The 25,331-nt window shown below is 63.5% G+C and carries 20 protein-coding genes; 7 read left to right on the top strand and 13 right to left on the bottom strand.

Going from position 1 to position 25,331, the window contains the following annotated elements; genetic code table 11:
* Positions 1-8 precede the first annotated feature (8 nt).
* Entirely contained in the window at positions 9-1,355 is a 1,347-nt protein-coding gene (locus Q8L25_RS22780) for a VWA domain-containing protein (RefSeq protein WP_308921571.1), read from the top strand.
* 174 nt (positions 1,356-1,529) lie between these two features.
* Here Q8L25_RS22780 and Q8L25_RS22775 read toward each other — a convergent pair whose 3' ends face one another.
* Positions 1,530-2,168, bottom strand: coding sequence for an RES family NAD+ phosphorylase (locus tag Q8L25_RS22775; RefSeq protein WP_308921570.1), 639 nt, complete (start codon positions 2,166-2,168; stop codon positions 1,530-1,532).
* The gene (locus tag Q8L25_RS22770; RefSeq protein ID WP_308921569.1) at positions 2,161-2,907 is read right to left on the bottom strand and encodes an antitoxin Xre/MbcA/ParS toxin-binding domain-containing protein; all 747 of its coding nucleotides are present in this window, start codon (positions 2,905-2,907) and stop codon (positions 2,161-2,163) included. The genes Q8L25_RS22775 and Q8L25_RS22770 overlap by 8 nt, the downstream gene beginning before the upstream one ends.
* A gap of 189 nt (positions 2,908-3,096) precedes the next feature.
* On the opposite strand from Q8L25_RS22770, the gene Q8L25_RS22765 reads away from it, so the two are divergent.
* The gene (locus Q8L25_RS22765) at positions 3,097-5,445 is read left to right on the top strand and encodes an outer membrane beta-barrel family protein (protein WP_308921568.1); all 2,349 of its coding nucleotides are present in this window, start codon (positions 3,097-3,099) and stop codon (positions 5,443-5,445) included.
* On the opposite strand, the gene Q8L25_RS22760 is transcribed toward Q8L25_RS22765, so the two are convergent.
* A complete protein-coding gene (locus Q8L25_RS22760; protein WP_308921567.1) occupies positions 5,442-6,482 on the bottom strand; it encodes an SMI1/KNR4 family protein in 1,041 nt (346 codons plus the stop codon). The genes Q8L25_RS22765 and Q8L25_RS22760 overlap by 4 nt on opposite strands.
* Before the next feature lie 72 nt (positions 6,483-6,554).
* On the opposite strand from Q8L25_RS22760, the gene Q8L25_RS22755 reads away from it, so the two are divergent.
* Positions 6,555-7,610 (top strand): ankyrin repeat domain-containing protein, encoded by a 1,056-nt coding sequence (locus Q8L25_RS22755; protein ID WP_308921566.1) that lies wholly within the window; start codon positions 6,555-6,557, stop codon positions 7,608-7,610.
* Between the two features lie 32 nt (positions 7,611-7,642).
* Here the strand turns inward: Q8L25_RS22755 and Q8L25_RS22750 are convergent, their stop codons facing one another.
* Positions 7,643-8,614 carry a thymidylate synthase gene (locus tag Q8L25_RS22750; protein WP_308921565.1) on the bottom strand — a complete coding sequence of 324 codons (972 nt, stop codon included), beginning with the start codon at positions 8,612-8,614 and terminating at the stop codon, positions 7,643-7,645.
* Between the two features lie 156 nt (positions 8,615-8,770).
* On the opposite strand from Q8L25_RS22750, the gene Q8L25_RS22745 reads away from it, so the two are divergent.
* The 3 genes from Q8L25_RS22745 to Q8L25_RS22735 all read left to right on the top strand — a co-directional run bounded on the left by Q8L25_RS22745 (position 8,771) and on the right by Q8L25_RS22735 (position 13,614).
* Positions 8,771-11,524, top strand: coding sequence for an EAL domain-containing protein (locus tag Q8L25_RS22745; RefSeq protein ID WP_308921564.1), 2,754 nt, complete (start codon positions 8,771-8,773; stop codon positions 11,522-11,524).
* A gap of 116 nt (positions 11,525-11,640) precedes the next feature.
* On the top strand, positions 11,641-13,074 hold the full coding sequence (locus Q8L25_RS22740; RefSeq protein WP_308921563.1) for an OmpP1/FadL family transporter: 1,434 nt from the start codon (positions 11,641-11,643) through the stop codon (positions 13,072-13,074).
* 213 nt (positions 13,075-13,287) lie between these two features.
* Positions 13,288-13,614, top strand: coding sequence for a phage tail protein (locus Q8L25_RS22735; RefSeq protein ID WP_308921562.1), 327 nt, complete (start codon positions 13,288-13,290; stop codon positions 13,612-13,614).
* Between the two features lie 82 nt (positions 13,615-13,696).
* On the opposite strand, the gene Q8L25_RS22730 is transcribed toward Q8L25_RS22735, so the two are convergent.
* From Q8L25_RS22730 to wrbA, 9 genes are read right to left on the bottom strand one after another with little or no spacing between them, the layout of a single operon-like run.
* A complete protein-coding gene (locus Q8L25_RS22730; protein WP_308921561.1) occupies positions 13,697-14,791 on the bottom strand; it encodes a beta-eliminating lyase-related protein in 1,095 nt (364 codons plus the stop codon).
* Between the two features lie 15 nt (positions 14,792-14,806).
* Positions 14,807-15,478 carry a leucine efflux protein LeuE gene (leuE, locus tag Q8L25_RS22725; protein WP_308921560.1) on the bottom strand — a complete coding sequence of 224 codons (672 nt, stop codon included), beginning with the start codon at positions 15,476-15,478 and terminating at the stop codon, positions 14,807-14,809.
* Positions 15,479-15,486: 8 nt separating this feature from the next.
* Positions 15,487-17,334 (bottom strand): ABC transporter transmembrane domain-containing protein, encoded by a 1,848-nt coding sequence (locus Q8L25_RS22720; protein WP_308921559.1) that lies wholly within the window; start codon positions 17,332-17,334, stop codon positions 15,487-15,489.
* A 38-nt stretch (positions 17,335-17,372) separates the two neighbouring features.
* Complete coding sequence (locus tag Q8L25_RS22715; RefSeq protein WP_308921558.1) at positions 17,373-18,449, bottom strand: carotenoid 1,2-hydratase; 1,077 nt, start codon at positions 18,447-18,449, stop codon at positions 17,373-17,375.
* On the bottom strand, positions 18,449-21,052 hold the full coding sequence (locus Q8L25_RS22710) for an FtsX-like permease family protein (RefSeq protein ID WP_308921557.1): 2,604 nt from the start codon (positions 21,050-21,052) through the stop codon (positions 18,449-18,451). The genes Q8L25_RS22715 and Q8L25_RS22710 overlap by 1 nt, the downstream gene beginning before the upstream one ends.
* A complete protein-coding gene (locus tag Q8L25_RS22705; RefSeq protein ID WP_308921556.1) occupies positions 21,040-21,459 on the bottom strand; it encodes a DUF4124 domain-containing protein in 420 nt (139 codons plus the stop codon). Before Q8L25_RS22705 ends, Q8L25_RS22710 begins: the two co-directional genes overlap by 13 nt.
* Complete coding sequence (locus tag Q8L25_RS22700; protein WP_308921555.1) at positions 21,456-22,871, bottom strand: FAD-binding oxidoreductase; 1,416 nt, start codon at positions 22,869-22,871, stop codon at positions 21,456-21,458. Before Q8L25_RS22700 ends, Q8L25_RS22705 begins: the two co-directional genes overlap by 4 nt.
* Positions 22,868-23,278: a DUF2069 domain-containing protein gene (locus Q8L25_RS22695; RefSeq protein ID WP_308921554.1), complete on the bottom strand. Its 411-nt coding sequence runs from the start codon at positions 23,276-23,278 to the stop codon at positions 22,868-22,870. The genes Q8L25_RS22700 and Q8L25_RS22695 overlap by 4 nt, the downstream gene beginning before the upstream one ends.
* Positions 23,278-23,886 carry an NAD(P)H:quinone oxidoreductase gene (gene wrbA / locus Q8L25_RS22690; RefSeq protein ID WP_308925777.1) on the bottom strand — a complete coding sequence of 203 codons (609 nt, stop codon included), beginning with the start codon at positions 23,884-23,886 and terminating at the stop codon, positions 23,278-23,280. Before wrbA ends, Q8L25_RS22695 begins: the two co-directional genes overlap by 1 nt.
* A 68-nt stretch (positions 23,887-23,954) precedes the next feature.
* On the opposite strand from wrbA, the gene Q8L25_RS22685 reads away from it, so the two are divergent.
* Positions 23,955-25,331 (top strand): YihY family inner membrane protein, encoded by a 1,377-nt coding sequence (locus Q8L25_RS22685; RefSeq protein ID WP_308921553.1) that lies wholly within the window; start codon positions 23,955-23,957, stop codon positions 25,329-25,331.

Below are 25,331 nucleotides of genomic sequence, written 5' to 3'. Positions count from 1 at the left end.
AGAATGGAATGGAAGCTTTGTCCAAGGGCCAGCGCTTGCCGCTGGCGCAATCGGCGCCGGATGGCGTGCTGGAAATCGGTGTCGCCGCCCAGGGCCTGACGCTCGACTTTGCCTGCTTTGGCCTCGACGCGGCCGGCAAGCTGTCGGACGACCGCTACATGACCTTTTTCAACCAGCCGCGCACGCCGTGCGGCGCGGTGGAAGCGAAAAGCGGCACGCAAGGCGATGGCGCCGCGTTTGCCTTCCAGCTGGCGCGCCTGCCCGCGAGTATAGATCGTCTCGTGCTGACGGCCAGCATCGATGGCGGCGGCGTGATGTCGCAGATGCAAACGGGTTATCTGCGCCTGCTGGCCGCCGGCCGCGAAGTTGCCCGCTTTGCGTTTGCGGGCAAGGACTTTGCGCAGGAAAAAGCCGTCATGCTGGGCGAGCTTTACCGCAAGGATGGCCAGTGGCGCTTCATGGCCGTGGGCCAGGGTTTCAATGGCGGACTCGATGCGCTGGTGCGCCATTTCGGTGGCGAGGTCGACCAGTCTGCGCCCGCCGCTCCCTCTGCCGCGCCCGCCGCCGTCTCCGCCGTGGCGCAAGCCAAGATCAACCTGGAAAAGCGGGTCGAGCGCGAAGCGCCGCAGCTGGTCAGCCTGGTCAAGCAGGCGGGCGTCTCGCTGCAAAAAGTGGGGCTGCTTGACCACCGCGCCAAGGTCTGCCTGTGCCTCGATATTTCCGGTTCCATGGGCCGTTTGTACCGCGACGGCCTGGTGCAGCAGTTCGCCGAGCGCATCCTGGCCCTGGGCTGCAAGTTCGACGACGATGGCGAGATCGACGTTTTCCTGTTCGGCAAGAACGTCCACCAGCCCGATCCGATGGACCTGCGCAACTGCACCACCTATGTCAGCCGCGCCATCGACCACCATCCGCTCGAAGGCGACACCCGCTACGGCCGGGCGATGGAAGCGATCCGTGCGTTCTATTTTCCCGACGCGCGCGGCGGCGAGCGCAGCCGTCCCCTTCGCGCCGAGCTGCCCGTCTATGTCATGTTCGTGACCGACGGCGGCACCAGCGATCAGGCGACAACGGAAAAGCAATTGCGCTGGTCCAGCAATGAGCCGATCTTCTGGCAATTCATGGGCATCGGCAAGGGCCGCAAATCGAAAAGCAAATTCCTCGCCGCCTTTGCCGACTCCGATTTCCCCTTCTTGGAAAAGCTCGATGAACTGCAGGGCCGCCTGGTCGACAACGCCAATTATTTCTCCGTCAGCTCGCCTGACGAGCACAGCGACGGCGAGCTGTATGACCTCTTGATGACGGAATATCCGGGCTGGCTGAAGCTGGCGCGGCAGCATGGGCTGCTGGCGTAAGCTGTTTGCAGGCTTAGAGCCTATCCCAGTAGTGAGCGTCTTCTGCTTGCAGCTCATCAGGAGCGCGGACAAGGCGCGAGGAGGCCGCATGGCGAGCCATGCAACGACGAGCAACGCAGTCCCCGCTTCTGAGGGGCGCCAGCAGGGGGCGTATTCATCTACTGGGATAGGCTCTTAGATGCCGGGAACGATCTCGACACCGATGCGCTCGGCCAGGGTCAAGACCTTCTCATAGACAGTCGTGTCATTAACCAGGTCGCGTGGGCCTGCCGTTTGTTGCAAGGTGCCGGGCGCGATCCGGTGGCCGAACAGTACCACTGACTTGGCGCTGTCATCCTGGCGCGAGGTCCACAGCAGCCCTTGCGCATCGGGCCGCTGGGTGTGGATGGCGACAGCCACCTCGCGCGTCGATGAGTACTGGTCTTTTTCCGTGTCGATCAGATGCTTGCGCTCGATGCCGAGTTTGCGCAGGGCGGTGGTACGTAGATCGACCAGCATCAGTTCGGCCGTGGTGTTGATCTCGGAATATACCTGATCCTTGAGCTTGCTTTTTGCCAGGCTTTTGAATCCTGGTGCGAAGGGCACGTCGTGGAAGATGGACTCCATCGCGGCGCAATCAAAGGTTTCTCCCGCATACATGGTTGGGATAGCTGTGCCGTCGGGAGTGGCGATGGGAGAGAAGCGGGCATTGCCCTTGGTGCCAGGATTAAACTCCGTGCCACCGTAACAGCTTTGATGTATGCGGTGCAAAAACGTCCCTGCTGGCAACTTGTAGATTGTCAGGTGCAGGGATGTTTTTGCGATATCAGGCATGCACGATGCCTTCCAGCTCATCCTGCGCGGCGGCAAAGACTTGCTCCGGCGCGGTTTTTAACAGCTCCAGCGGACGCTTGCCGCCCAAGAAACTGTTGTTGGAGGCAAACCAGTACGCCAGCCCCCAGCCTTCCTTGTGCCCCTTGAACAGGTCAATGATCTTTTTCAGCGCTTTCAAGGGGCGATAGCCGTGATCGCGGTCGAGTCCATAGCCTGGAAAGTACTCGGTGCCATCCAGGCGCACAGTGAAGATGTTGCTTTCGCGCCGCCATTTGCTGGGCTGGGCGCTCAGGTTCGAGTCGCTGAAACCGGCCAGGGTAGCGACCTGCGCTGCGGTGAGCCAATCGGAAGCGGCAAACACGGCTTTTTGCGCACGCGCCATCATTTCCGCTTCTTTCAGCATGACCGGCGTCGGCGGCTCTTTCGGCGCGAAGGCCCTGGCAAGCAAGGACATCTGTTCGGCCAGTTGCTCGGACATGGTTTGCTTGAACAGCCTGGCGGCGCCCAGCAGCATGTTTTCCAGAGCATCATTTTCGCGCTGAGAAATATCCTCTATTGCAATGGCCACCACGCGGCCATTTTTCAGGCCCTGCAATTGCTCGCTGACTTCGGACGGCTGTCCGGCAAAGGAAACGACATTGTCTATTGTTGCTTCAACTTCAATATCCATCATGATATGACTCTCTGCTGGTTCAATTGCTTTGATTAGTTTGATTAGTCTGATGTGAGTATAGTCCAAATAATTTCAATTGCCAGCATGTCTTTCAATTCCGATCTTCCGGCTGGTTCATGCGGCCAGCGTCTGCCGGTCCGCGATCAGCAAATGAGGCAGGATTACCACAACACTGTTTTAAACGTTAAACTGAGTAAATACCAATTGTTCTCATTTGGCTAGCCCCCTAAAATCGTGCCATTGATTCATCCTGGCATGACAGCCGCCCGCGGCGCCATCGCCGCCATCACCTCCATAAAGTCCATGCAAAAAATCGTTTTCTGCTGTATCGCTGGCGGCAGCCTCTTGTACGCCAATACTGCTGCCCAGGCGCAGACCCAGCCGCCTGCGGCCGACGCCGTCGTCATCAACGCGCCACCCGCGAAAACCGTGCCGGTCGTCAAGCAAGCCGCCGCCGACACCACGCCTTCCGTCAGCGTCACGGCCGAACGCCCGACCGGCCGCATCGACCGCCAGGTCTACGACGTCAAGTCCGATGTCGGCAGCACCAATGGCACGGCGGCCGATGCGCTCAACAACGTGCCGTCGGTGGCGGTCGACCCGGATGGCACGGTGTCTCTGCGCGGCAGCAGCAATGTACAGATCCTGATCGATGGCAAGCCGTCGGCCATGCTGCAAGGCGATTCGCGCGGGGCGACCCTGAACGCGATGGCGGCCGACGATATCGAATCGGTGGAAGTGATCAACAATCCCGGCGCGCAGTTCGGCAACGAGGCCGGTGGCGGCCCGATCCTGAACCTGGTGATGCGGCGCAACCGCAAACCGGGCGGCTTTGCCACCGTCAACGCCAACGCCGGCATTGCCGGGCGCTACAACACATCCACCTCGGGCACCTACAACGAAGGCCCGTGGGGCTTCCAGGGCGGCATCAATTTCCGCCATGACGGACGCAACTCGACAGGCGAGACCAGCCGCGAGCGGCTCGACCGCCAGACCGGCGCGTTCGCGCCCAGCAGCCAGAGCTCCGTCAGCAATGGCCTGAACGATTCCCTGGGCGTAAACGGCACCGTCAACTACAACCTGGACGCCAACGACACCCTGGCCGCCAGCGTGTCGTATAACGGCCGCAGCAACGATGCGCGCTCGACCGACCGCTACATCAACGGCGACAGCAGCGGCAACACCATCGGCGACTATGTGCGCAGCACCTTGCGCAATGGCGACAGCCGCAACTACAGCTGGGGCGCGCGCTACGATCACAAGGGAGAACTGCCGGGCGAAACCCTGAAGATCGACCTGCGCGTATCGTCCTCCGACAATGACAACAATAGCGACTACGCCAACGTCTACGCGATCGCCACCGGCAACGCCTTGGACACCCGTGCGCGCCAGCATAGCGACACGGGCAACCGCATCGTCGACTTCAGCGGCGACTACGAGCGGCCGCTGGCCGGCGGCACGGCCAAGCTGGGCTACAAGGTGGCCGACAACAAGAGCAGTTTCGATACGCTCTACACCGACATCAATCCCGTGACGCTCGGTGAAACCGTCAACGCCATGCGCAGCAACCGTTACGAGCTCGACGAGCGCACCATCGCGCTGTATGGCTCGTACCAGATGCGCCTGTCCGAGCGCTGGGGCGCGCTGGCCGGCCTGCGCGCCGAATACACCGACCTCGACATTCGCCAGATCACGGGCGGCATCGAAGCCGGCAACAGCTATGTGAACTATATTCCCAGCCTGTTCGCCACCTACAAGGTCAACGACGAAAGCAATCTGCGCTTCAGCTATGCGCACCGCATCCGCCGGCCCAATGCGGGCGACCTGAACCCCTACGTGGTGTACCGCGACGAATTCAATGTCTCGTCCGGCAACCCGCAGCTGAAACCGACGCAGACCGATTCCTTCGAGGTCGGCTATGAGACGAAATTGTTCGGCCTGGAAAGCAGCCTGCGCGGCTATCACCGCCGCGACAAGGACGCCATCGTCGACTACCGCTATTTCATCAGCGACAATGTGCTGTTGACCACGCGTGAAAACGGCGCCGGCAGCCATTCGAGCGGACTGGAATTCAGCCTGTCGGGCAAGCTGACGCCATCGCTGACCCTGAACACCAGCGGCAACCTGGCGCGCAGCCAGCAGACCTCGCAGGATGACCTGGGCAACCGCAGCACGCGCACCGCCAATTCCCTGAGCGGCCGGGCGCGCCTGAACTACCAGCTCAATCCCGCTAACCAGGTGCAGTTGGCCTTGCAGATGCAGGGCAAGACCTTGTCGGGCCAGGGCTACCGCTCGCCGAACAACACGCTCAACATGAGCTGGCGCCATGTGCTCACGCCGCAGCTGAACCTGGTGATGAATGTGACGGACGTGCTCAGCACCAACAAGATGGAAACCGTCATCAACAGCGCCTCGCTGCGCGAGACGAGCACGCGCAGCTTCGATGGCCGCATGATCTACGTGGGGCTGTCGTACCGGATTGGCGGCGCCACCTCGGCGGCGAAAGAGGGCGAGCGCGAGCCGCGCTTTGGTCCGCCGGGTGGACGCGGTCCGGGCGGGCCAGGCGGTCCTGGGCCGGGTGGGCCCGGTGGAGAACCAGGCTAAGCGGCTTTGGCGATTCCCTTGAGGAAGTCGACAAAACTGTCCGCATGGCGCTCAAAACGCCATGCGCCGGCGCCGTGCTCGGCAGTGTAAATCGGCGCGTCGCCGTCGGTAATGGCGGACAGGTCCAGGCAATACGGATCGGCGCCCGCATCGGCAATCACCACGTAGCTCGCCGGCCATCCGGCAATGATTTCCTGGTCGACCGGATTGTACGAGTAGCCGTGCTGGGCCTTGAGCAGGTCCGCCGCGCCGTACAGGTTCAAGCCCTGGAAATAGCGCTTGCTGTCGATATGCACCCTGAGCGGCGAATAGCGGGCCAGGAAGCGCCGGTATTGTTCCGGTAAAGTCCAGCGTTCGTCGATGGCGGCCAAGTCGGCCTCGCTGGCGATCACCAGCCAGTTGGACGGACGCGCCAGGTCCTGGTCCTGCTTGCGCACGGCCGCCAGTTTTTTTTCCAGGCTTGCGGCGGCTTTTTCCAGCGCCGTACGTGGATCGTCCAGCGATGCATGCATGGCCGGCGGTGCAAAGCCCGCGCCGTCCGGATAGCCATCGCGCTGCCAGGCCAGCACATCATCTAGGCGCAGGCTGTCCGCCTTCCAGTGGCCCGGGTCCTGCGGCAAGCCGGCGTCAAACGGCTGGCGGCTCAGTACGGCCAGGCTTTTCACGGCCTTGGCCTTCACTTCCAGCGGCATGGCGTCCGAGACGGCCAGCGCCACCACCGTGTCATACGCCTGCCTGCCGCTGCTTTTCAGCAGGCCGTCGATGCCCCAATAGGCCAGTTTTTCTTGCGTCACGGCCCACGCGAAAAAATCGCGCTGTTCGCCCGGCTGCATCAGGCGCACGATATCGTTCATCAGGAAATTGCGCCAGTGCAGCAGTTGACCGTCGCGCGCATACGCGGTCAGCATGGCCAGCACGGCTTGCCGGTCGCTCTCGCCGTGCTTCTTGAGCAGCCTGTCCGCCAGCTTGCCGAACTTGACGCCATCGGTCTCGTCGAACAGTTTGCGGTGCAGTGCTGCCAGTGGTGTGATCGCCATCGTATTCCTGATTATTTTGTCTGCCGACTTCGGCTGTATGCCTCCTGCTCCCGGCGTTCGCCAGCAGAAATCGTGGAGAATGCCGAACAGGTCAACCAATATTTCTATTGTAAGATGGGGCCTGTTTCATGCTATCAGGCCCGGTGGAAGATGAAATCATACTTCAAGATAAGCGTATTTTTAAGCTGTTTGCTGTCTATCGTCTATCTGATTTTGATGCGCAAGACGTTTCCAATGGCCAGTGATGGAAACGGACCCAATGGCGATGCCTTGATTGCTTATTTGATCTTCGTTGTTGCATGGATTCTGCATATCCATACTTTTATTCTGGGGATTTTTCTATACGGTGGTCATAAAGGTGGCGCCAAAACAGGCCTGGCTATTCTGCTTGCCAGCGCATTATTACTGTCATTCCATGAAATCAGATCAATCAGCAAAAAACAGTTAGCCGAGTATCGATATAATTCCAGCGCCACCACCAAGACTTTCAACGCCATCAGTTCAGGCACGCCTACGGAGTTCTTCACATATTTCGATCAAATCCCGGACAGGGAAAAAACATGGCGCTATGTGCGTGACTTGATGGTCGACCTGGCCAAGGCAGGCAGGGTCGATCTGCTCGAACAACTGGAAATCAAAGGGTTTCCTGTCGCAGAGGCCGGTCAGGAGAAGGACTGGACTGATCTCGTGTATGCACCGGTGTATAGTGAAACGCTGTCACCGGCGCAACGTCTGAAAATGCTGGAATGGCTATTTTCCAAGGGAGAGCCTTTTCAATTTTCCTTGAAGCAGTCCGAGCATGCTTATTTCTCGATTGAGCATTTTTCAAATGCGTTCAAGGAGATCAACAATCCGGACACCAGGAAAATCTTTGATCTGCTGGTACGCCATGGCGCCGACTTCAAGGCAAGCAAGCCGGAATATATGCTCTGGTATTCGGCCCGCTTCGGCAATCTTGATCACGTCAAGTTTTTTCTTGCCCAAAACGTCGATCCCAATTACGTGGACGAGAACTGGCATACCTCCGCTCTCGATGAAGCCCTGGATAAAAAGAATCAGGCCATCATTGACGAACTTTTAAAGGTTGGCGCAAAAAAGTCCAGTGCCTTGCAAAGCGCGGTTCAATAACAGGAGCTGACCCGCGCCTTGTGCTACCCGAATCAAACGGCCATCGCCGCCTTGATCGGCGCGTGGTGTTCATAGCCTTCCAGCGAAAAATCGGACGGTTCGATTTTTTCCAGCCACTCCGGCTCGTACTGGCCGGTTTTGGCATAGTCGGGCACGCGGTCGGAAATGACGAAGCGCGGCGCGGCGAATGGCGCGCGTTTCAATTGCTCCTGAACCATGTCGAGGTGGTTTTCATAGATATGGGCGTCGCCGATAAAATACGTGAACCAGCGCGGCGTATAGCCCGTCAAGCGTGCCACCAGGTGCAGCAGGGCCGCGCCTTCGGCGATATTGAAGGGCGTGCCCAGGCCGATGTCGTTGCTGCGCACATACAGGCACAGCGAGATTTCACGCGTATTGGCGTTCGGGATGAACTGGTATAGCAAATGGCAGGCGGGCAGGGCGACGGCGTCCAGCACGGCCGGGTTCCAGCCGTGGAACAGGATGCGGCGGCTGCCCGGGTTGTGCATGATGGTGTCCAGGCACTCGCGCAACTGGTCGACCGCCTTGTACAACAGCACTTTCTGTACGCCATCTTCATGGACGGGCGCGACCAGCGTAAACCCGTTGGCCTGGGCATCGGCGATCTGGGCTGGCGCGCTGGCATCCAGCAATTTGTAGGCCGGCCACTGGCGCCATTGCACGCCGTACACCGGACCCAAGTCGTCCTCGCCTTCGCGGTAGGGGTTGGCCAGCCACTGCGCGTTTTCGTTGGCGTTCTGGTCCCATACCTTGCAACCGAGCGCGCGGAACTCGCCAGCATTGCGCGAAGCACGCAGGAAGGCGCACAATTCGCCGATCACGGATTTGAACGCCAGCTTCTTGGTGGTGACGGCAGGAAAACCGGCGGCCAGGTCGAAACGCATCATGGCGCCCGGCACGCTCAGGGTGCGGATGCCGGTACGGTTGTCTTGCCAACTGCCAGTGTCGAGGACGGTCTTGATCAAATCTTGATATTGCTGCATGGTACGCTCCAACGGTAAGGATGGTGATTGTAACGCAGCGGCCTGTTTCGCTTGGCATCGTGCCTGCAATACTATCTTGAATGCGCGGTAAGCATGACTCTGTGGTAACTTATATGTCCATAAAGAAATAATATAGAAACGGCAGACCCCAGCACCATGTTCCTGCGACAATATTTCAATCGCCATCACACCGCCATGGTGCAAATGGGCAAGGCCGACTTCCTGAAGGCCAACCTGCGCCTGATCCTGGCCTGGCCCTTGCTGGGCCTGGCCCTGTGCGCCGTGCTGTGGGCTGCCACCATGCTGCAGCTGGAAGCGGAAAAGAAGGTGGCGCAGCAGCAGGCGCTCGACAATGTGGCCTCGCTCTCAAAAGCCTACAGCCAGTACCTGCTGCGCACGGTCGAGCAGATGGACCAGCTGACCTTGCAGCTCAAGTATGAATGGGAACATGCCGATGGCAAGCTGCGCCTGGAGCAGCTGAAAACGCGCGGCATGTACGCCATGCCGCAGTTTGCGATTGTCGCCATCTTCGACCGCAAGGGCCATGCCGTGACGACCACGGCGCCGGTGCAGCGTTTGCGTACCAGCGAACGCAGCGACTTTTTGCTGCGCCACTGGCGCAGCAATTCCAGTGCCTTGCGCATCGCGCTGGGCAAGATGGGCGAGGACAAGGCGGGCGGGGGCGAGGCCGGCTCCCTGGTGCATTTCACGCGGCGCCTGGAAGACGCCGATGGCAATTTCGATGGCGTGCTGCTCATTTCCATCCACTCCGCGTATTTTTCCGAATTCTATGACAGCGTCAATTTCGGCAAGCTGGGCATGTCGGCCATGGTGGGCGAGGAGGGCGAGCTGCTCAGCGTGCGCCTGGGCGCCACCGTGCTGCCACCGCAGGGAGCGGCCTTTCTCGACACCAGTTTCCTCGACGGCGACAGCGGCGCCATGCAGTCTCAAGGGCGCACCGCGTTTGCCGATGCGCAAAGCCGCTATGTGGGATGGCAAGCCCTGAAAGCCTATCCGTTCACCGCCGTGGTCGCCCTGGCCGACACGCAGGTGCTGCAGCCTTACCAGGAAACGCGCACGATCTATCTCGGTATCGCGTCGGCCGTCAGCCTGCTGCTGCTGGCGTTCACCTGCATCGCCACCGGGCTGTCGCTGCGCCTGGCCTGGCGCCACCACCAGTCCGAGGGCGTGCGCAATGCCTACCGCATGGCGACCGAGGGCACCAGCGACGGCTTCTATATCATCGCCGCGCTGCGCGACGCCGACGGCGTGATCATCGATTTCGAGCTGGTCGACTGCAACGAGCCGGGCGCCGACTTTTTCGGCGTGCGCCGCGAGCAGTTGCTGGGCATGCGCTTGCAGTCGCGCGCGCACGAGCCATATTTCCGCGACCTGATCCACAACTACCGGGCCGCCATGGTGTCCGGCTTTTCGGAGGAAGAGATCGAACTGGCGGAAGGCAACCCGTTCAAGCTGCGCTGGATACGCCGGCGCCTGGTGCGCAGCGGCGACCGCCTCGCCGTCACCTTGCAGGATATCAGCGCGGCCAAGCTGCACGAGCAGGACCTGCGGCGCCTGGCCAACGAGGACGGCCTGACGGGCCTGCCCAACCGCTATTGGCTGCAGCAGTTCCTGCCCGGCGCGCTGGCCCGCGCGGCGCGCGATGGCCATATGCTGGCGCTGCTGTTCATCGATTTCGACGGCTTCAAGGACATCAACGACACCCAGGGCCACGCCGAAGGCGACAAGGTGCTGCGCGCCGCCTCGCTGCGCCTGAACGCCGTGCTGCGTCCGGGCGACCATGTGGTGCGCCTGGGCGGCGACGAATTCGTGGTGCTGCTCGATCCGGTCGAGGATGACAGCCGCGCCGAGCAGGTGGCGCAGCGCATCGCGACCGCCTTCGACGAACCGTTCTACCTGGGCCCGGAGCGCCACAAGATGGGCGCCTCGATCGGCATCAGCATGTATCCGCGCGACGGCGCCGAGACCGACGTGCTGATGAAGAACGCCGATATCGCCATGTACGCGGTCAAGACGGCCGGCAAGGGCCATCACCGCTTCTTCCAGCCGGCCCTGTTCGAAACCATCCGCCACCGCCGCGAGCTGGAACAGAGCCTGGTGACGGCGCTGGAACAGGATGAATTCCTGGTGGTCTACCAGCCGCGCGTCGACACCATGAGCGGGCAGCTGTGCAGCATGGAGGCGCTGGTGCGCTGGCAACATCCCCAGCATGGCATGGTGCCGCCGCTGGAATTCATCCCGGTGGCCGAGAGCAGCGGCCTGATTTCGCAGCTGGGCGAAGTGGTGATCGAAAAAGTCTGCCAGCAGCTGGCGCGCTGGAAGACCTATGGCCTGGAGCTGGTGCCGGTATCGATCAACGTCTCGGCGCGCCAGTTCGGCCGCGGCGACGTGCACCAGGTGCTGGCGTCGGCGCTGGCCCGCCACGGCATCGACGCGCGCCTGATCGAGGTCGAGATCACCGAGTCGGCCATGATGGATGAACAGAACCGGGCGGTGGAGCAACTGGCGGCGATCCGCGCGCTGGGCGTGCGCCTGCTGGTCGACGATTTCGGCACCGGTTATTCCTCGCTGTCGCAGCTGCAGAAGTTCGCCATGGACGGCCTGAAGATCGACCGCGCCTTCACCATGGAGCTGGGCCGCTCGGAGCAGGGCGAGGTGTTCGTGCGGGCGATCGTTTCGATGGCCCACGCGCTGGGCATGAGCGTGGTGGCCGAAGGGGTGGAAACGCGCGAACAGCTCGACATGCTGCACGCGCTGCAATGCAATGAGGTGCAGGGCTATTTCATCTCGCGCCCGGTGCCCGCCGAGCAGATGCTCGAACTGATGCTCAAGCGCTTCCTGATCGACCATCCTGCGCGCGCGCGCGCCCCTTACGCTCTCGTTTTGTAAAAAAGAGCGATCGTTCGCTTTTTTTTCAAAACTCGGCTATGCTTCGCCGGTGCCGGCCGTGATTGGAGTCACGGTTGCCATGCCCGAGACATGACTAAAAATAAAGAGAGACCCACTTGAAACCATCGTATCTGCCCTTGATCATCGCCGCCGCATTGGCCGGCCTGTCCACCACCGCCCAGGCATCGGGCTATCGCTTCGGCTCGCAAAGCGTGTCCGGCCAGGGTAGCGCCGACGCCAATGGCGCCGAAGCGTCCGACGCTTCCACCATTTTCTACAACCCGGCCGGCCTGTCGCGCCTGGAAGGCACGCAGTTGCTGGGCGGCGGCACCCTGGTGCTGCCGCATTCGACGTTCCAGGACACCGGTTCGCGCACCTTCACCAACCGCGTGCCGGGCGGCACCACCAGAGATTACGCGCCGGACGCCGTGTTCGCGCCGGCCCTGTACGCCAGCAAGAAGATCAACGACCAGTGGACCATCGGCGCCGGCCTGTTCGTGCCGTATGGCGCCAAGCTCGATTACGGCAACGAGTGGAGCGGCCGCTATGCGATCAGCAATATCAAGCTCGAAGCGATCGCACTGAACCCGTCCGCCTCGTTCAAGCTCAATGAGCACCACTCGTTCGGCTTTGGCGTCACCGCCGAATTCATGAAGGCCGAACTGGGCCAGGCGGTCGACGTGCCGGGTTCCGTGGCCTTCCTGGCGCAGCACGCGCCGGCCGCCTCGACGGCCTTCCTGGCCAATATCGCACGCACCCAAGGCCTGGCCGCGGCACAGGCGGCCGGTGCGGCGCTGCAGGGCGCCAAGGACGGCCACGCCGAGATGGACGGGAAGGACTGGGGCTTCGGCTTCAACCTGGGCTATCTGTACCAGCTGGACCAGGGCACGCGCGTCGGTATTGCTTACCGCTCGTCGATCTCGCACAAGCTCAAGGGCAATACCGTGTGGGACTTCTCGCAAGTGTCGAACAATGCGGCCGTCAACGCCTTTATCGCCGCCGCCTCGCGCAAGGTCAATTCGGGCGCGCTGGTCGAACTGCGCACGCCGGAAACCCTGTCGGTCAACGGCTTTCACCAGCTGGACGACAAATGGGCGCTGATGGGCGACGTCACCTGGACCCGCACCTCGCGCCTGCAGAACCTGGACATCCAGTTCCCGCCGACGGCCGAAGGCGACGAGCGCATCCGCCAGCAGTGGAAGGACACTTATCGTGTCTCGCTGGGCACCAACTACAAATACAGCAGCAATCTGCTGCTGCGCGCCGGTATCGCCCACGACCAGGCGCCCGTGCGCAGCGCCGAGCTGCGCCACCCGGCGCTGCCGGACAGCGACCGCATGCAGTACTCGATCGGCGCCAACTGGAAGCTCGACGCCAATTCCTCGCTGGACCTGGCCTACAGCTTCATCGACTTCAAGGACGCCGCCGTCAACTACACGAATCTGTGCTCGCCGGTGACGACCGGTTGCACGGGCAATGGTGAAACCACCAAAGGCCTGTTCAAAACCCGCATGCAATTGCTGGGTGTCGCTTACAACTACAAGTTTTAAGCGGCTGGCGGCGGCCGACATGGCCGCCGTGATGTGAGAAAGGCGCCCGAGGGCGCCTTTTTTCGTGCCGTACGGCGATGAGCTTGCATTTCGGAAAATGTTGATACATTATTCTGTCGCATCCGGCAGCATCTCGCGCCGGACATGACAAGGAGAAAGGCTGGCTATGCGTATGGACATCGAGGATAGTGGACGCAGCAGGAAGACACTGCCATGAGCGCCGTTTTGCCGCAGCCGTTTTTCCCCAGCCCCGGTTACATCGACACGCCCGTCGGCGCGGTAATTGCCTATGCCGGCGGTACGGACGTCACCGTCGAAGCCCTGGGCTGGATGCTGTGTGACGGCCGTACGCTGGAGCCGGCACTTTATCCGGAGTTGTTCGCCGTGCTTGGGTATCGGTATGGCGGCTCGGCTGAACACTTCCAGTTGCCCGATTACCGGAGCGGGAGTGCGCTGGCGCCGGGGGCGGACGCCAAGCCCATCGGCGCCAGTTACCTGATCAAATATACCTATGGTTTGAGCCCGGGTAGGTCGGTTTAGCGGCGGAACGCCGCGTAATCCGACACCATCCGCGGCGCTAACAATGTGTCGGATTACGCTACGCTAATCCGACCTACCCGACCTACGCGACCTGTATTGTAAATCCGGCGACCAGCAAATCGAGCGCCTTGCGCACGGTGTCATCGGCCATTTCCAGCAACTGATCCCCCACATACCACTCCACCACGCTATGGTTCGGCAGCGCCGCGTGGCTGGCGCGGCCGAACAGCCAGATGCCGTGTTCCTCTGCCACCTGGTTGCGGATGGCAATCGCCCGCTCGCGCGACACGGGCAGATGCAGGTGCAGCATATTGGCTTGCGGGCGGGCCGGATTGACGGCGATGGCCGGATAATCCTTCAGCAGCTGATACAGCCACTCGGTGCGCGCAAAGTACTGCGGCATGGCGGCCAGGCGCGCGTCGAACTGCATCGCGGCGGCCACCACGTACGGCGTGCGGTGGACGATATTGCCACCCTGGCGGTGGAACCAGGCGCGCGCCCTGGCGACAAACGCCGGACTGCCGGCCAGCACGGCGCCGCCCAGGCCCGCGATGCCCTTGTACAGCGATACATAGACGGAATCGAAACCGTCGCAGATCGACACCAAAGGCTGGCCGAAACCCGCTTGCGCTTCCCACAAGCGCGCGCCATCCATATGCAGATGGATATCGTGCTCGCGGCAGTGGCGCTTGATGGCGTTCAGTTCATCCCAGGGCGGGCATTGGCCGCCGATTTCGCGCATCGGCAATTCCACCTGCGCGGCTCCCAGGGCGTCGGGCACGGCGCGCAGATCGTCCACCGTCCATGGCCGGTGCGGATCGCCGATGAACAGCGCCTTGAAATGGTCGAGCAGTTCATGGTTGCCCCGTTCGTGGCGCAGGATATGCGAGGTCGGGTGCAGGGCCACCAGGCGCGAGCCGCGGTCCTGGCAGGCCAGGCGCAGCGCGGTCACCTGCGTCATGGTGCCGGTGATGCAGAACACGGCTGCTTCAAAGCCCAGCAACGCGGCGATCTTCTGTTCGAACGCTTCGATCAGCGCGCCTTCGCCATAGGTATCGTGCGCAACATCATTCGCCTCGCACCAGGCGGCCATGGCGGCAAAGGTGGCCGCTGGCGTGGGCTGGCGCTGGCCAGGCAGGATGGTGTGGCAGCGCTGGCGCAGTTCAAGATCACTCATGCAAAACTCCGTGACTTACAAGGTGGCGGTGGCCAGTTTCGCGCCAAAGCCGATAAACATGGCGCCCACGCCGCCGCCCATGCCGGCCGACAGGCGGCGACGGCGGCGGAAGGTCTCGGCCAGGCGCGCGCCGAGGAAGATGATGGCGGTCAGGTAGGTAAAGCTGATCACCTGGCAGATCAGGCCCAGGCCGACAAACGACAGCGCCGGCGCGGAGAACTTCGGATCGACAAACTGGATAAAGAAGGAGATAAAGAACAGGATCGCTTTCGGGTTCATCAGGCTGATGATCAGCGCCTTGCGAAACGGATTGCTTTCCTTGAGCGCGACCGGCGCGGCAGCCGTCGTCTGCGCCGATTCCTTCGCGCGCAGCTTGCGCCAGCAGCCCAGCAGCATCTGCACGCCGATCCAGGCCAGGTAGGCCGCACCGATATATTTGACGACATAAAACAGCGCGGGGCTGGCTTTCAGCAGGGACGCCACGCCGCAGGCCGACAGCACCATCAAAATCAGGTCGCCGAGGAAGATGCCGCCCGCGCCCTGGTAGGCCGGGCGCACGCCGCGCTGCGCCGCCACCGACAGCACATACATCGAGTTGGGACCGGGCAGGATGACGATAAAGATCGTGCCCAGCAAAAAAGTCCAGAAGTCGGTAATGCCAAGGCTGGCGTGGAAAAAAGCGTTCATGTCAAGACTCAGTTGATTTGTACATGGTGGAACTGCAGCGCGGCCAGGTTGGCGTAGATGCCTCCCAAAGCCACCAGCGAGGCATGCGTGCCCATCTCGACGATCTTGCCGTCTTCCATGACGATAATGCGGTCGGCGCGCTGCACGGTGGCCAGGCGGTGGGCGATGATGACGGTGGTGCGGCCGACCATGGCCGCTTCCAGCGCTTTTTGCACCAGGCGTTCGGATTCGGCGTCCAGCGCGCTGGTCGCTTCGTCGAGCAGCAGCAGCGGCGGATTTTTCAGCAGCGCGCGCGCAATCGCGATGCGCTGGCGCTGGCCGCCGGACAGGCGCACGCCGCGCTCGCCGAGGAACGATTTGTAGCCGTTCGGCAGGCGCTCGATAAATTCGTGGGCGGCCGCCATTTTCGCCGCCGCGATCACCTCGTCGTCGCTGGCGTTGGCGCGGCCATAGCGGATGTTTTCCATCGCGTCAGCCGAGAAGATCACCGTATCTTGCGGCACGATGCCGATCGCGTCGCGCAGGGTATGCAGGTCGAGCTGCTTGATGTCGACGCCATCGAGACGAATGCTGCCGCTTTGCGGATCGTAGAAACGTAAAAACAGCTGGAACAGGGTGGTCTTGCCGGCGCCTGACGGGCCCACCACGGCCACCGTTTCGCCGGCGCGGATATCGAGGCTGACATGGTCCAGCGCGGCCGTGTCCGGGCGCGACGGATACGAAAACATCACATCGTCCAGGCTCAGGGCGGCGCCATTCGCGGCGCGCGCGGGCAGGGCCAGTGGTGTCATCGGCGATTCGATTTCCGACTTGACCGCCATCAGTTCCAGCAGGCGTTCGGTGGCGCCGGCCGCGCGCTGGGCTTCGCCCATCACTTCCGACAGCGCGCCGATGGCGCCGGCCACGATGGACGCGTACAGGATGAACTGGCCCAGGTCGCCGCCCGTCATCGAGCCGTCGAGCACGGCGCGCGCGCCCAGCCACAGCACGAAGACGATGGCGCCGAACACCAGCAGGATCGCGATCATGGTCAAGAGGGCGCGCGCGCGGATGCGGCGCATGGCCGTCATGAAGGCGCCTTCGACCGAATCGCCGAAGCGCTTCGATTCGATGTTTTCATGCGTAAAAGCCTGCACGGTCGGCATGGCGTTGAGGATTTCGCCCGCCATGGCCGAGGCGTCGGCGATGCGGTCCTGCGAGTCGCGCGACAATTTGCGCACCTTGCGGCCGAACACGATGATGGGCACCACCACCAGCACCAGCAGGCCGATAATGATGCCGGCCAGCTTGGCGCTGGTGACGAACAGCATCACCAGGCCGCCGAGGAACAGCAGCACATTGCGCAGCGCCATCGAGATGCTGGTGCCGACCACGGCCTGGATCAGGGTGGTGTCGGTGGTGATGCGCGACAGCACTTCGCCGGTCTGCGTGGTTTCAAAGAACTCGGGGCTTTGCGTCACCACATGGCGGTAGACGGCGCTGCGGATATCGGCCGTCACGCGCTCGCCGAGCCACGAGACGGTATAGAAACGCGCGGCCGTGGCCAGCGCCAGGATGGAGGCCACGCCGAACAGGGCCAGGAATACCAGGTCGACGTGCTGGATGCTGCTCGATCCGGCCGCGCCGCCGAAACCTAGGTCGATCATCTGCTTGAAGGCGGCCGGTATGGCCAGGGTGGAGGCGGCCGCCACCACCAGCGCGATGCCGGCCAGGACGAATTGCTTGCGGTAGGGCGTCAGGAAGGGCATCAGGCCCTTGAAGGCGGCCAGGCTGCCTTTTTTCAGTTCGCGGCTGCTGCCGGTGTCGGCGGGTGCTGTGCTGATGGTGGTCTTCGTTGCTTCGGTGCTGGTTGTCATTGGTTTTCGCTTTGATTTACTTATCCGGTATTACAGTTTTACAGCTTCATCGGCGCCACATACCCCGTCATTTCCAGGTAGGCGTGGCCGGCGCTCTGGCCATCGCGCTTCACCGTCACCGCGCCTTCCCAGTAGACGGCGCCGGTCGATCTGCGCGAATCGAGTTCCTGGTCCGGCTGCAGCGGCGTCACCTGCCAGCGCGTCGTACCCGTGCGTATCTCGGTGGCGACCGGGTATTCGGCCCTGGTGCGGGGCGAGCGCCACAGCTGCGTGGGCGTGAAATCGACGTCGCCTGGCGCGAACTGCGTCACCTTGCCCGATGCATCGCGCCAGCTGGCGTGGGCCCATAGTTTAGCACCTGTCTTGCTGCGGATCTGGAAGGCCATCAGCGCGCCGCCGTCGTCGAGGTTGGCGCCGATCCAGTTCCAGCCGCTGGCGTTATCGTCCAGCACCTGGCTCGACCACTCATGGTCCAGCCAGGTGGTGCCGGTGACCGCTTCGGCCTTGCCGCCGGCGCGGGCGATGGTGCCGCTGGTGGCGAGCTGCGGCACGCTGTAGTAATAGCTGGCCTGGCTAGCGCGCGGGCCCTTGCGTGAAAAGCCGTTTTCACCCTGCAGCAGCGCGGGCTGGGTCGGCGCCAGGCGCAGCTGCAAGTTGAAGTCGCGCGCCGCCAGTGTCACTTTGTAGCTGCCGTCGGGCTGGCGTTGCATGCGCCAGTCGTCGAGTTTGACGTCGGTGTCGCCCACCTTGGCGTAGGCCAGGCCGAAGCCCTCGCGCGCGCTTTTTTCATCGTGCAGCAGCTTGCCCACTTTCGGGTCGGACAGCGCCGCGTGGCCGATGATCAGCTGCTTCGGCGCAAACGCGCTGGGGTTGTCGGCGTCAAAGGCGGTCGCGCTGCGAAAGAAGGTTACCTGGTAGCCCAGCTGCTCGCCGCCAGCGGTTTTCACCCAGCCGGTGGCGTACCACCATTCCGTCTTGTAGGCGGGGTGGGCGCCGAAGTCGTGCGGCAGTTTCAATGACTGGCCGGCAGGCAGCGGCGTGACGGGAGCGTATGCCGGCGGCGCGGCCAGGGCGGGCAGGGCCAGGGCGATCAACAATACAAACAGATGGCGCATTACCAGTCCTCCCTGACGGCGCGGATGGGGCCACCGGACAGCGCCTGGCGGCCGGAGACCAGCGCCGTGGTGGCGGCGGCCACCAGCAGCGCGCCGGCGACGGTGGCGATCAAGGGCCAGGGCAGGTGCAGCTGCATGGTCCAGTGGAACGATTGCGGGTTGACGATAAACACCAGCACAAAGCTGATCAGGAGGCCCAGCACAAAGCCAGTGGCGATGCCCAGCGCCGTCAGGGCGCCGCCCTCGAACGCCAGGATGCCGAGGATCTGCCCGCGCGTGACGCCCACATGGCGCAGCATGCCGAACTCGCGCGCCCGCGCCAGGGTCTGCGCGGAAAAGGTGGCGGCCACGCCGAACAGGCCGATCACGATGGCGATCGCCTCGAGCAGATAGGTGACGGCAAAGCTGCGGTCAAAGATCTGCAGGCTGAGCGCCCGGATCGCCGACGGTTCCGACACTTCCAGGCTGTCGCCAAACGGCAGGGTTTTCAGGTTTTCCTTCAGCTTCGCAGCGGAGACGCCCTTGTCCAGCCAGATGGCGGCGTCGCTGACGTCCATGTCGCGGGTGATGGCGCGGTAGGTGTCGAGCGGCATCTGGACCGAACCGCTGGAACGCGCATAGTCGCGCCACACGCCGGCGATAAAGAAGCGATGCAGGCCGCCGGCCAGCGGCAGGTCGATCTGCTGGCCGGCCTTGCGGTTGTACAGGTCTGCCGCCGCTTCCGACAGCCATACCGGCCTGGCGCCAGCGGGAATCGGCAGGGTGTCGCCGACCAGCACCAGGCTCTTGCCCGGGTCCTGCAGGTTGACCGGGCGCGCGATCAGCACCACATCGGGCCGGTCGGCGGCCAGCGACATGCTGCGCAGGCGCTGGAAGTCCACCTTGGCCACGCCGGGCAGGGCGGCGATCAGGCTTTGCTCGCGCGGATTGATGCCTGACGTGCTGCCGCTGGCAGCCGCGCGCGCATACACATCGGCCGGCAGGATCTGCAGCAGCCAGTCGTCGACCGAGACGCGGAAACTCGACACCATGATGGCCATCGCCACCATCAGGCTGAAACTCGACAGCACGCCGCCCAAGGCGATGCCAGCCTGGCCCGAGGCGTTGGCCAGCCGCGCCAGGGTCAGGCTGAGCACCGGTGAACGGCCGCTGGCGGCGGTGCGCAGCCAGGCGCGGTTCAGGAAGCGAAATACCAGCGCCGCCAGCTGCGGCATCAGCGCAATCGCGCCGATCAGCAGCAGCGCGATCGACAGGTAACCGAACAGGGGCAGCTCAAAAACCGGCGGCAGCTGGCTCAATATGCCGGCCAGCAGCAGGCAGGCCAGCGCCGGCCAGCTCTTGGCCAGGCGCGTGGTCACCGCTTCTTCGCTGCCCGACTTCAAGGCGATGGCGGGCGCGGCGCGCGCCGCCTCCAGCGCCGGGGCCGCGCAGCCGAGCAAGGCCACGCCCAGGCCCAGAGCGAAATACACGAACGCGGCGACGGGCGTGAATTGCACCTGCGGCTGCACGCCCGCAAAATAGCCGGCGCCCAGGTCGCCGCCGAAAAAGCGCAGCGCCACGGCCGCCAGGGCGTAGCCGGCCGCGATGCCCAGCGCCGCGCCCACCACGCCCAGGCTGGTGCCTTCCAGCAGCACCTGGCGCAGCAGGCTGGCGCGTTCCATGCCCAGCACGCGCAGCAGCGCAAACTGGCTGCGGCGGCGGATCACGGACAGGGCCTGGGTGGAAAACACCAGGAACGCACCGGTAAACAGCGCCACCAGGGCCAGCACCGTCAGGTTGACCCGGTAGGCGCGGCTGAGGTTGTTGTTGCGGCTGTTCTGGTTATCGTCGTTGGGCTGGCCGACGCGAAAGCGCCCCGGATACTGCGCCTCCAGGTCACGCGCCAGCGCCACCTGGAAGGCGTCGCGGTTGACGCCATTGCGCAGTTTCAGATCGATGCGCGACAGCTGCCCCAGCTTGTTGAAGCGCCACTGGGCCGCGCCGATATCCATTACGGCGATGCGCTGGCCGGCGCGCGCCCTTTGCAGGGAGCCCGCCACGCGCAATGGCACGCTGCCGGTGCCGGCGCGCAGGGCCAGCTTGCCGCCTTCGGCGAGATGGAGCCAGCGCAGCGCGGCCGGCGACAGGAAGATGGCGTCGTCGGCCAGGGTGTCGAAGGGCTGGCCGTCGCCAGCCGCGCCGATCAGGTCGGGCGAAATAAAGCCGACGCGGAACACGTCCAGCGCCAGTATCTGCAGCGGGGCGCCGTTGGTGTCGGGTCCATCGACCACGCCCGCATGCAGTTCCAGCACCGGCGAGGCGACGGCCACGCCATCGCGCTGCGCCAGCCATGGATAGATGCTTTCATCGAACAGCGCTTCGCGCCCGGCCACCTGCACGTCGGCCTGGCCGGACAGGCTTTTGACGGCCGTGGAAAACTCGTTGAAGGCGGCCGCGTTAATCAGGTGGATGGCAAAGCCCAGCGACACGCCGATGGCAATCGCCAGGATGGCGACCAGCGCGCGCACCGGATGCGCGCGCCATTCGCCGAACAGCAGCCAGCGCGACAGCAAGCGTTGTGAAGCAGAAGCCGCGCCGCTGGCGGGGGCGCTCAATGGAGGCATTCGATGGCGAGTTTTTCGCCGGCGCGCCGCACTTTCAGCTGCGCCGCTTCACGCGTCCTGTCGCCGGCGCCGACGGCGTCCTGGGCCGCCCATTTCTGTTCCAGGCGCAGCTGGGCGCAGCGTTTTTCAAGCACCTCGGCCTGCTGCGCGCCGCGCGCCCGGGCCTGGTCCTCGCGTGCCTCGCGCTGCTTGCGCACCGATTCGAGCTGGCTGGCGACGCGCTGCTGGCGCGTGGCCGCGCCCTTGTCGACCGCGGGCGGCGGTGGCGGCACCTCGATGATCTGCAGCTGGCCGGCCGCGCACGGCGTTTCGCTGTAGCTGGTCTGGCCGTTCTGCACGCATTTGTAGGCGGTCTGCGCGCTGGCACAGTTGCTGGCCGCGAACAGCAAAAAGACAAGCGCTCTCACAATATCTTCCCCGGATTCATGATGTTCCGCGGGTCCAGCGCCTGCTTGACGGCGCGCATCAGCTGTAGTTCCAGCGGCGACTTGTAGTGGGCCAGGTCCGCCTTTTTCAGAGCGCCGATGCCGTGTTCGGCCGAGATCGAGCCGCCAAACTCTGCTACCCGATCATGCACGATGCGGTTGATGGCGTCCTGGTTGGCCAGAAAATCGCTGTCCGTCATGCCGGCTGGCGGCGCCACGTTGTAATGCAGGTTGCCGTCGCCCAGGTGGCCGAAACACACCAGCTGGCAGCCGGGGAAGGCCGTTGCCAAGGCCACGTCGGTGATGGCGATAAAGTCGGCGATGACGGAGATCGGCAGCGAGATATCGTGCTTGATGTTCTTGCCGGCCTGCGCCTGGGCCAGCGGAATATGTTCGCGCAGCTGCCACAGGCCTTCCGATTGCGCGACCGAACTGGCGACCACGGCGTCGGCGATCAAGTCCTCTTCCAGCGCCGCGCCTATGCTCGCTTCCAGCAATTCGATGGCATGCGCCTCGGACTGGCTGCTGGACAGTTCCAGCAGCACATATTGGCCATGCGCTTCGGCAAACGGACGCGGCAGTTGCGGGAACTGCTCGGCCACCAGCTGCAAACAATAGCGCGACATCAGCTCGAAACCGGTCAGGCTGGCGCCGCAATGGTCCTGCATCAGGCGTAACAGCCGCAGCGCGTGGGCGGGCGACTCCATCGCGGCCAGCGCCGTGATGCAGGCTTTCGGCTGCGGGTACAGTTTCATCACGGCGCCCGTGATCACGCCCAGCGTGCCTTCTGCGCCGATATACAGGTCGCGCAGGTCATAGCCGGTATTGTCCTTGCGCAGGCCGCGCAAGCCGGACCAGACTTCGCCTTGCGGCGTGACCACTTCCAGGCCCAGGCACAGCTCGCGTGTATTGCCATAGCGCAGCACGGCCGTGCCGCCCGCATTGGTGGCCAGGTTGCCGCCGATGGTGCAACTGCCTTCGGCCGCCAGCGACAGCGGAAACAGGCAGCCCGCGTTGGTCGCCGCTTCCTGGATGGTCTGCAGGATGCAGCCGGCGTCGACCGTGATGGTGCGGTTGACGGCATCGAGCTGGCGGATGCTGTTCAGCCGCGCCAGCGACAGCACCACGGCCGTGCCGGACGCATCCGGGATGCTGCCCAATACCAGGCCCGTATTGCCGCCCTGAGGCACCACCGGAATCGACCACTGGCTGCAGGCGCGCAGCACGCCGGCCACCTGTTCCACCGAAGCGGGGCGCAGCACGGCCAGCGCGACACCGGTAAAACGGTCGCGCCAGTCGGTCAGGAAGGGCGCCATGTCGGGCGCATCGGTCAGCACAAAGGTGTCGCCCAGCAGTTCGCGGCAGGCATCAAGGAAATCGGTTCGGTCGCTCATTTTTTGATATTTACCTTGTTTACTTTTTCCAGCAATTCCCTGGCCATGCGCTTGGCGGCTTTTTTATATGGTCGCAGATACAGCACGGCGCAGAAGAAATACACGCAGACGATGATCGCTTCGCCCCAGGCCATGAAGGCCGACGTCGGATTGGTGTCGCTGTAGCCGCGTACCACGCCTTCGGTGAAGTACAGCAGGATCACCATCGACGACCATTGCAGCGTGTACACGTCGCGCTTGATCACGCCATATAGCGGAATCAGGAGCGGCACGGCTTTCAGGGCCAGCCAGGAGCCGCCCGGTTTCAGGGGCGCGAGCACGGTTTCCCACAGCACGCACCAGACGATCAAGGTGGCCAGGCTGGCGATCGCGCCCCAGTGAAAATACTTGTGCAGCACGCCGTTCATCAGGCGCCCGCCAGCTTGACGGCGTTTTCGGCCAAGCGGCGGCCCAGCGCCAGGGCGAGGCGTTTTTCATCCTCGCTGATGGCCTTGTCGCCATCGATGCCGGACCAGTGCGTGGCGCCATACGGCGAGCCGCCGGTGGAGGTCGTCATCAGTTCCGGGTGGGTATAGGGCAGGCCCATCACCAGCATGCCGTGGTGGAACAGCGGGATCATCATCGACAGCAGGGTCGATTCCTGGCCGCCGTGCAGGCTGCCGGTGGAGGTGAACACGCAGGCGGGCTTGCCGGCCAGGCTGCCGGCCAGCCAGTCGCTGGCCGTACCGTCCCAGAAATACTTCATGGCCGCGGCCATATTGCCGAAGCGCGTGGGCGACCCCAGCGCCAGGCCCGCGCATTCCTGCAGGTCGTCCAGTTCCACATAGGGCGCGCCATGCGCGGGCACGTCCGGCGCGGTGGCTTCGGCCACGGTGGAGACGGCCGGCACGGTGCGCAGCCGGGCATCGCAGCCGGGTACGCTTTCCACGCCTTGCGCGATCAGTTCGGCCAATAGTCGCGTGGCGCCATGGCGGGAGTAGAACAATACGAGAATAATCAGATTGGTAGGCTTCATCATTGGTATTATAGGGCGCTTTGCAGCCCGATACGAAGCCGACATGGCGCCGTTCTGATTTCGATTACATGTTTTTAAAAACCATACAGTCCTTCTTCCTCTACCTGTCGCAGACCGTGCGCTTCGGCATCGCCGTCATGCGCGGCATGAAGTGGCCCGAAGTGCGCGACCTGCTGCTGTTTGCCGGTCGCCGCGTGCGCGAGGAAAGCTTGCCGCAAGTGGCAGGCAGCCTGACGTTCGCCACCGTGTTCGCGCTGGTGCCGCTGCTGACCCTGGCGCTGGCCATCTTTACCACTTTTCCGCTGTTCAATACCTTCCGCCACGCGCTGGAAGATTATTTTATCCAGAGCGTGATGCCCAAGGGTATCTCGAACACTATCCTCGGCTACCTGACCACGTTTGCCTCGAAAGCGACGCGCCTGTCGGCGATCGGTGCCGGCGCGCTGATTTTCACGTCGGTGGCGATGATGAACCTGATCGAGCGCGTGTTCAACCGCATCTGGCGCGTGCGCCAGGAGCGGCGCTGGACCAGGCGGCTGCTGGTGTACTGGGCGATCGTGACGCTGGGGCCGCTGCTGGTGGGCGTGTCGCTGACGGTGACCACGCGGGTCTTCATGGCCACCAGCGGCCTGGTGGGCGACGTGCCTTTCCTCGGCGCCGTGTTCTATACCCTGGTGTCGATCGGCCTGACCATGCTGGCGTTCACCTTGCTGTACATGACGGTGCCGAACCGCGACGTCGACTGGCGCGACGCGGCCTGGGGCGGCCTGCTGGCGGCGCTGGCGTTCGAGGTGGCCAAGCGTGGTTTCGGCGAATTCATCCAGGACTTCCCCACCTATTCGCGCATCTACGGCGCCTTGGCCGCGCTGCCGCTGTTCCTGGTGTGGATTTACCTCAGCTGGATGATCACCCTGGTGGGCGCCTTGCTGGTGGCCGCCTTGCCAGTCGTCAAATACGAGCGCTGGTGGTACCAGGCGGCGCCCGGCAGCGAATTCGTCGACGCCGTGGCGATCCTGAAAGTGCTGCACCAGGCCTGCCACTGCGCCGACTCGGCGCTGGTGGGCGCGGCCGAGATCCGCAGCAGCACGCGGCTGGGCTTCGATGAAATGGAAAAACTGCTCGACAAGATGGTCGAGCAGGGCTGGGTGGGCCGGGTCAATGTGGAAGCGGCCGTGCGCGTGCAATGGGGCAAGCGGGTGGCCGACAGTTCCGACCACTGGGTCTTGCTGGGCAATGTCAACCGCATCACCCTGGCCGACGTCTACCGCCTGTTCGTGTTCGGCGGCATGCGGGTGAACTCCGGCTACCCGGCCGGTTCCACCAACGAGCGCGACATCGAGGCGGCCGAAGAAGCGGCGCGCCTGGCGGCCCAGGTCGAAGGCGCGGTGGAAGAAGGCCTGGGCATGAGCCTGGCCAAGCACTTTGGCGAAGTGCGCTGCAAGTGA

The organism is Janthinobacterium sp. J1-1, assembly GCF_030944405.1.
Lineage (GTDB): Bacteria > Pseudomonadota > Gammaproteobacteria > Burkholderiales > Burkholderiaceae_D > Janthinobacterium.
This window is presented reverse-complemented; position numbering and strand designations above follow the sequence as displayed.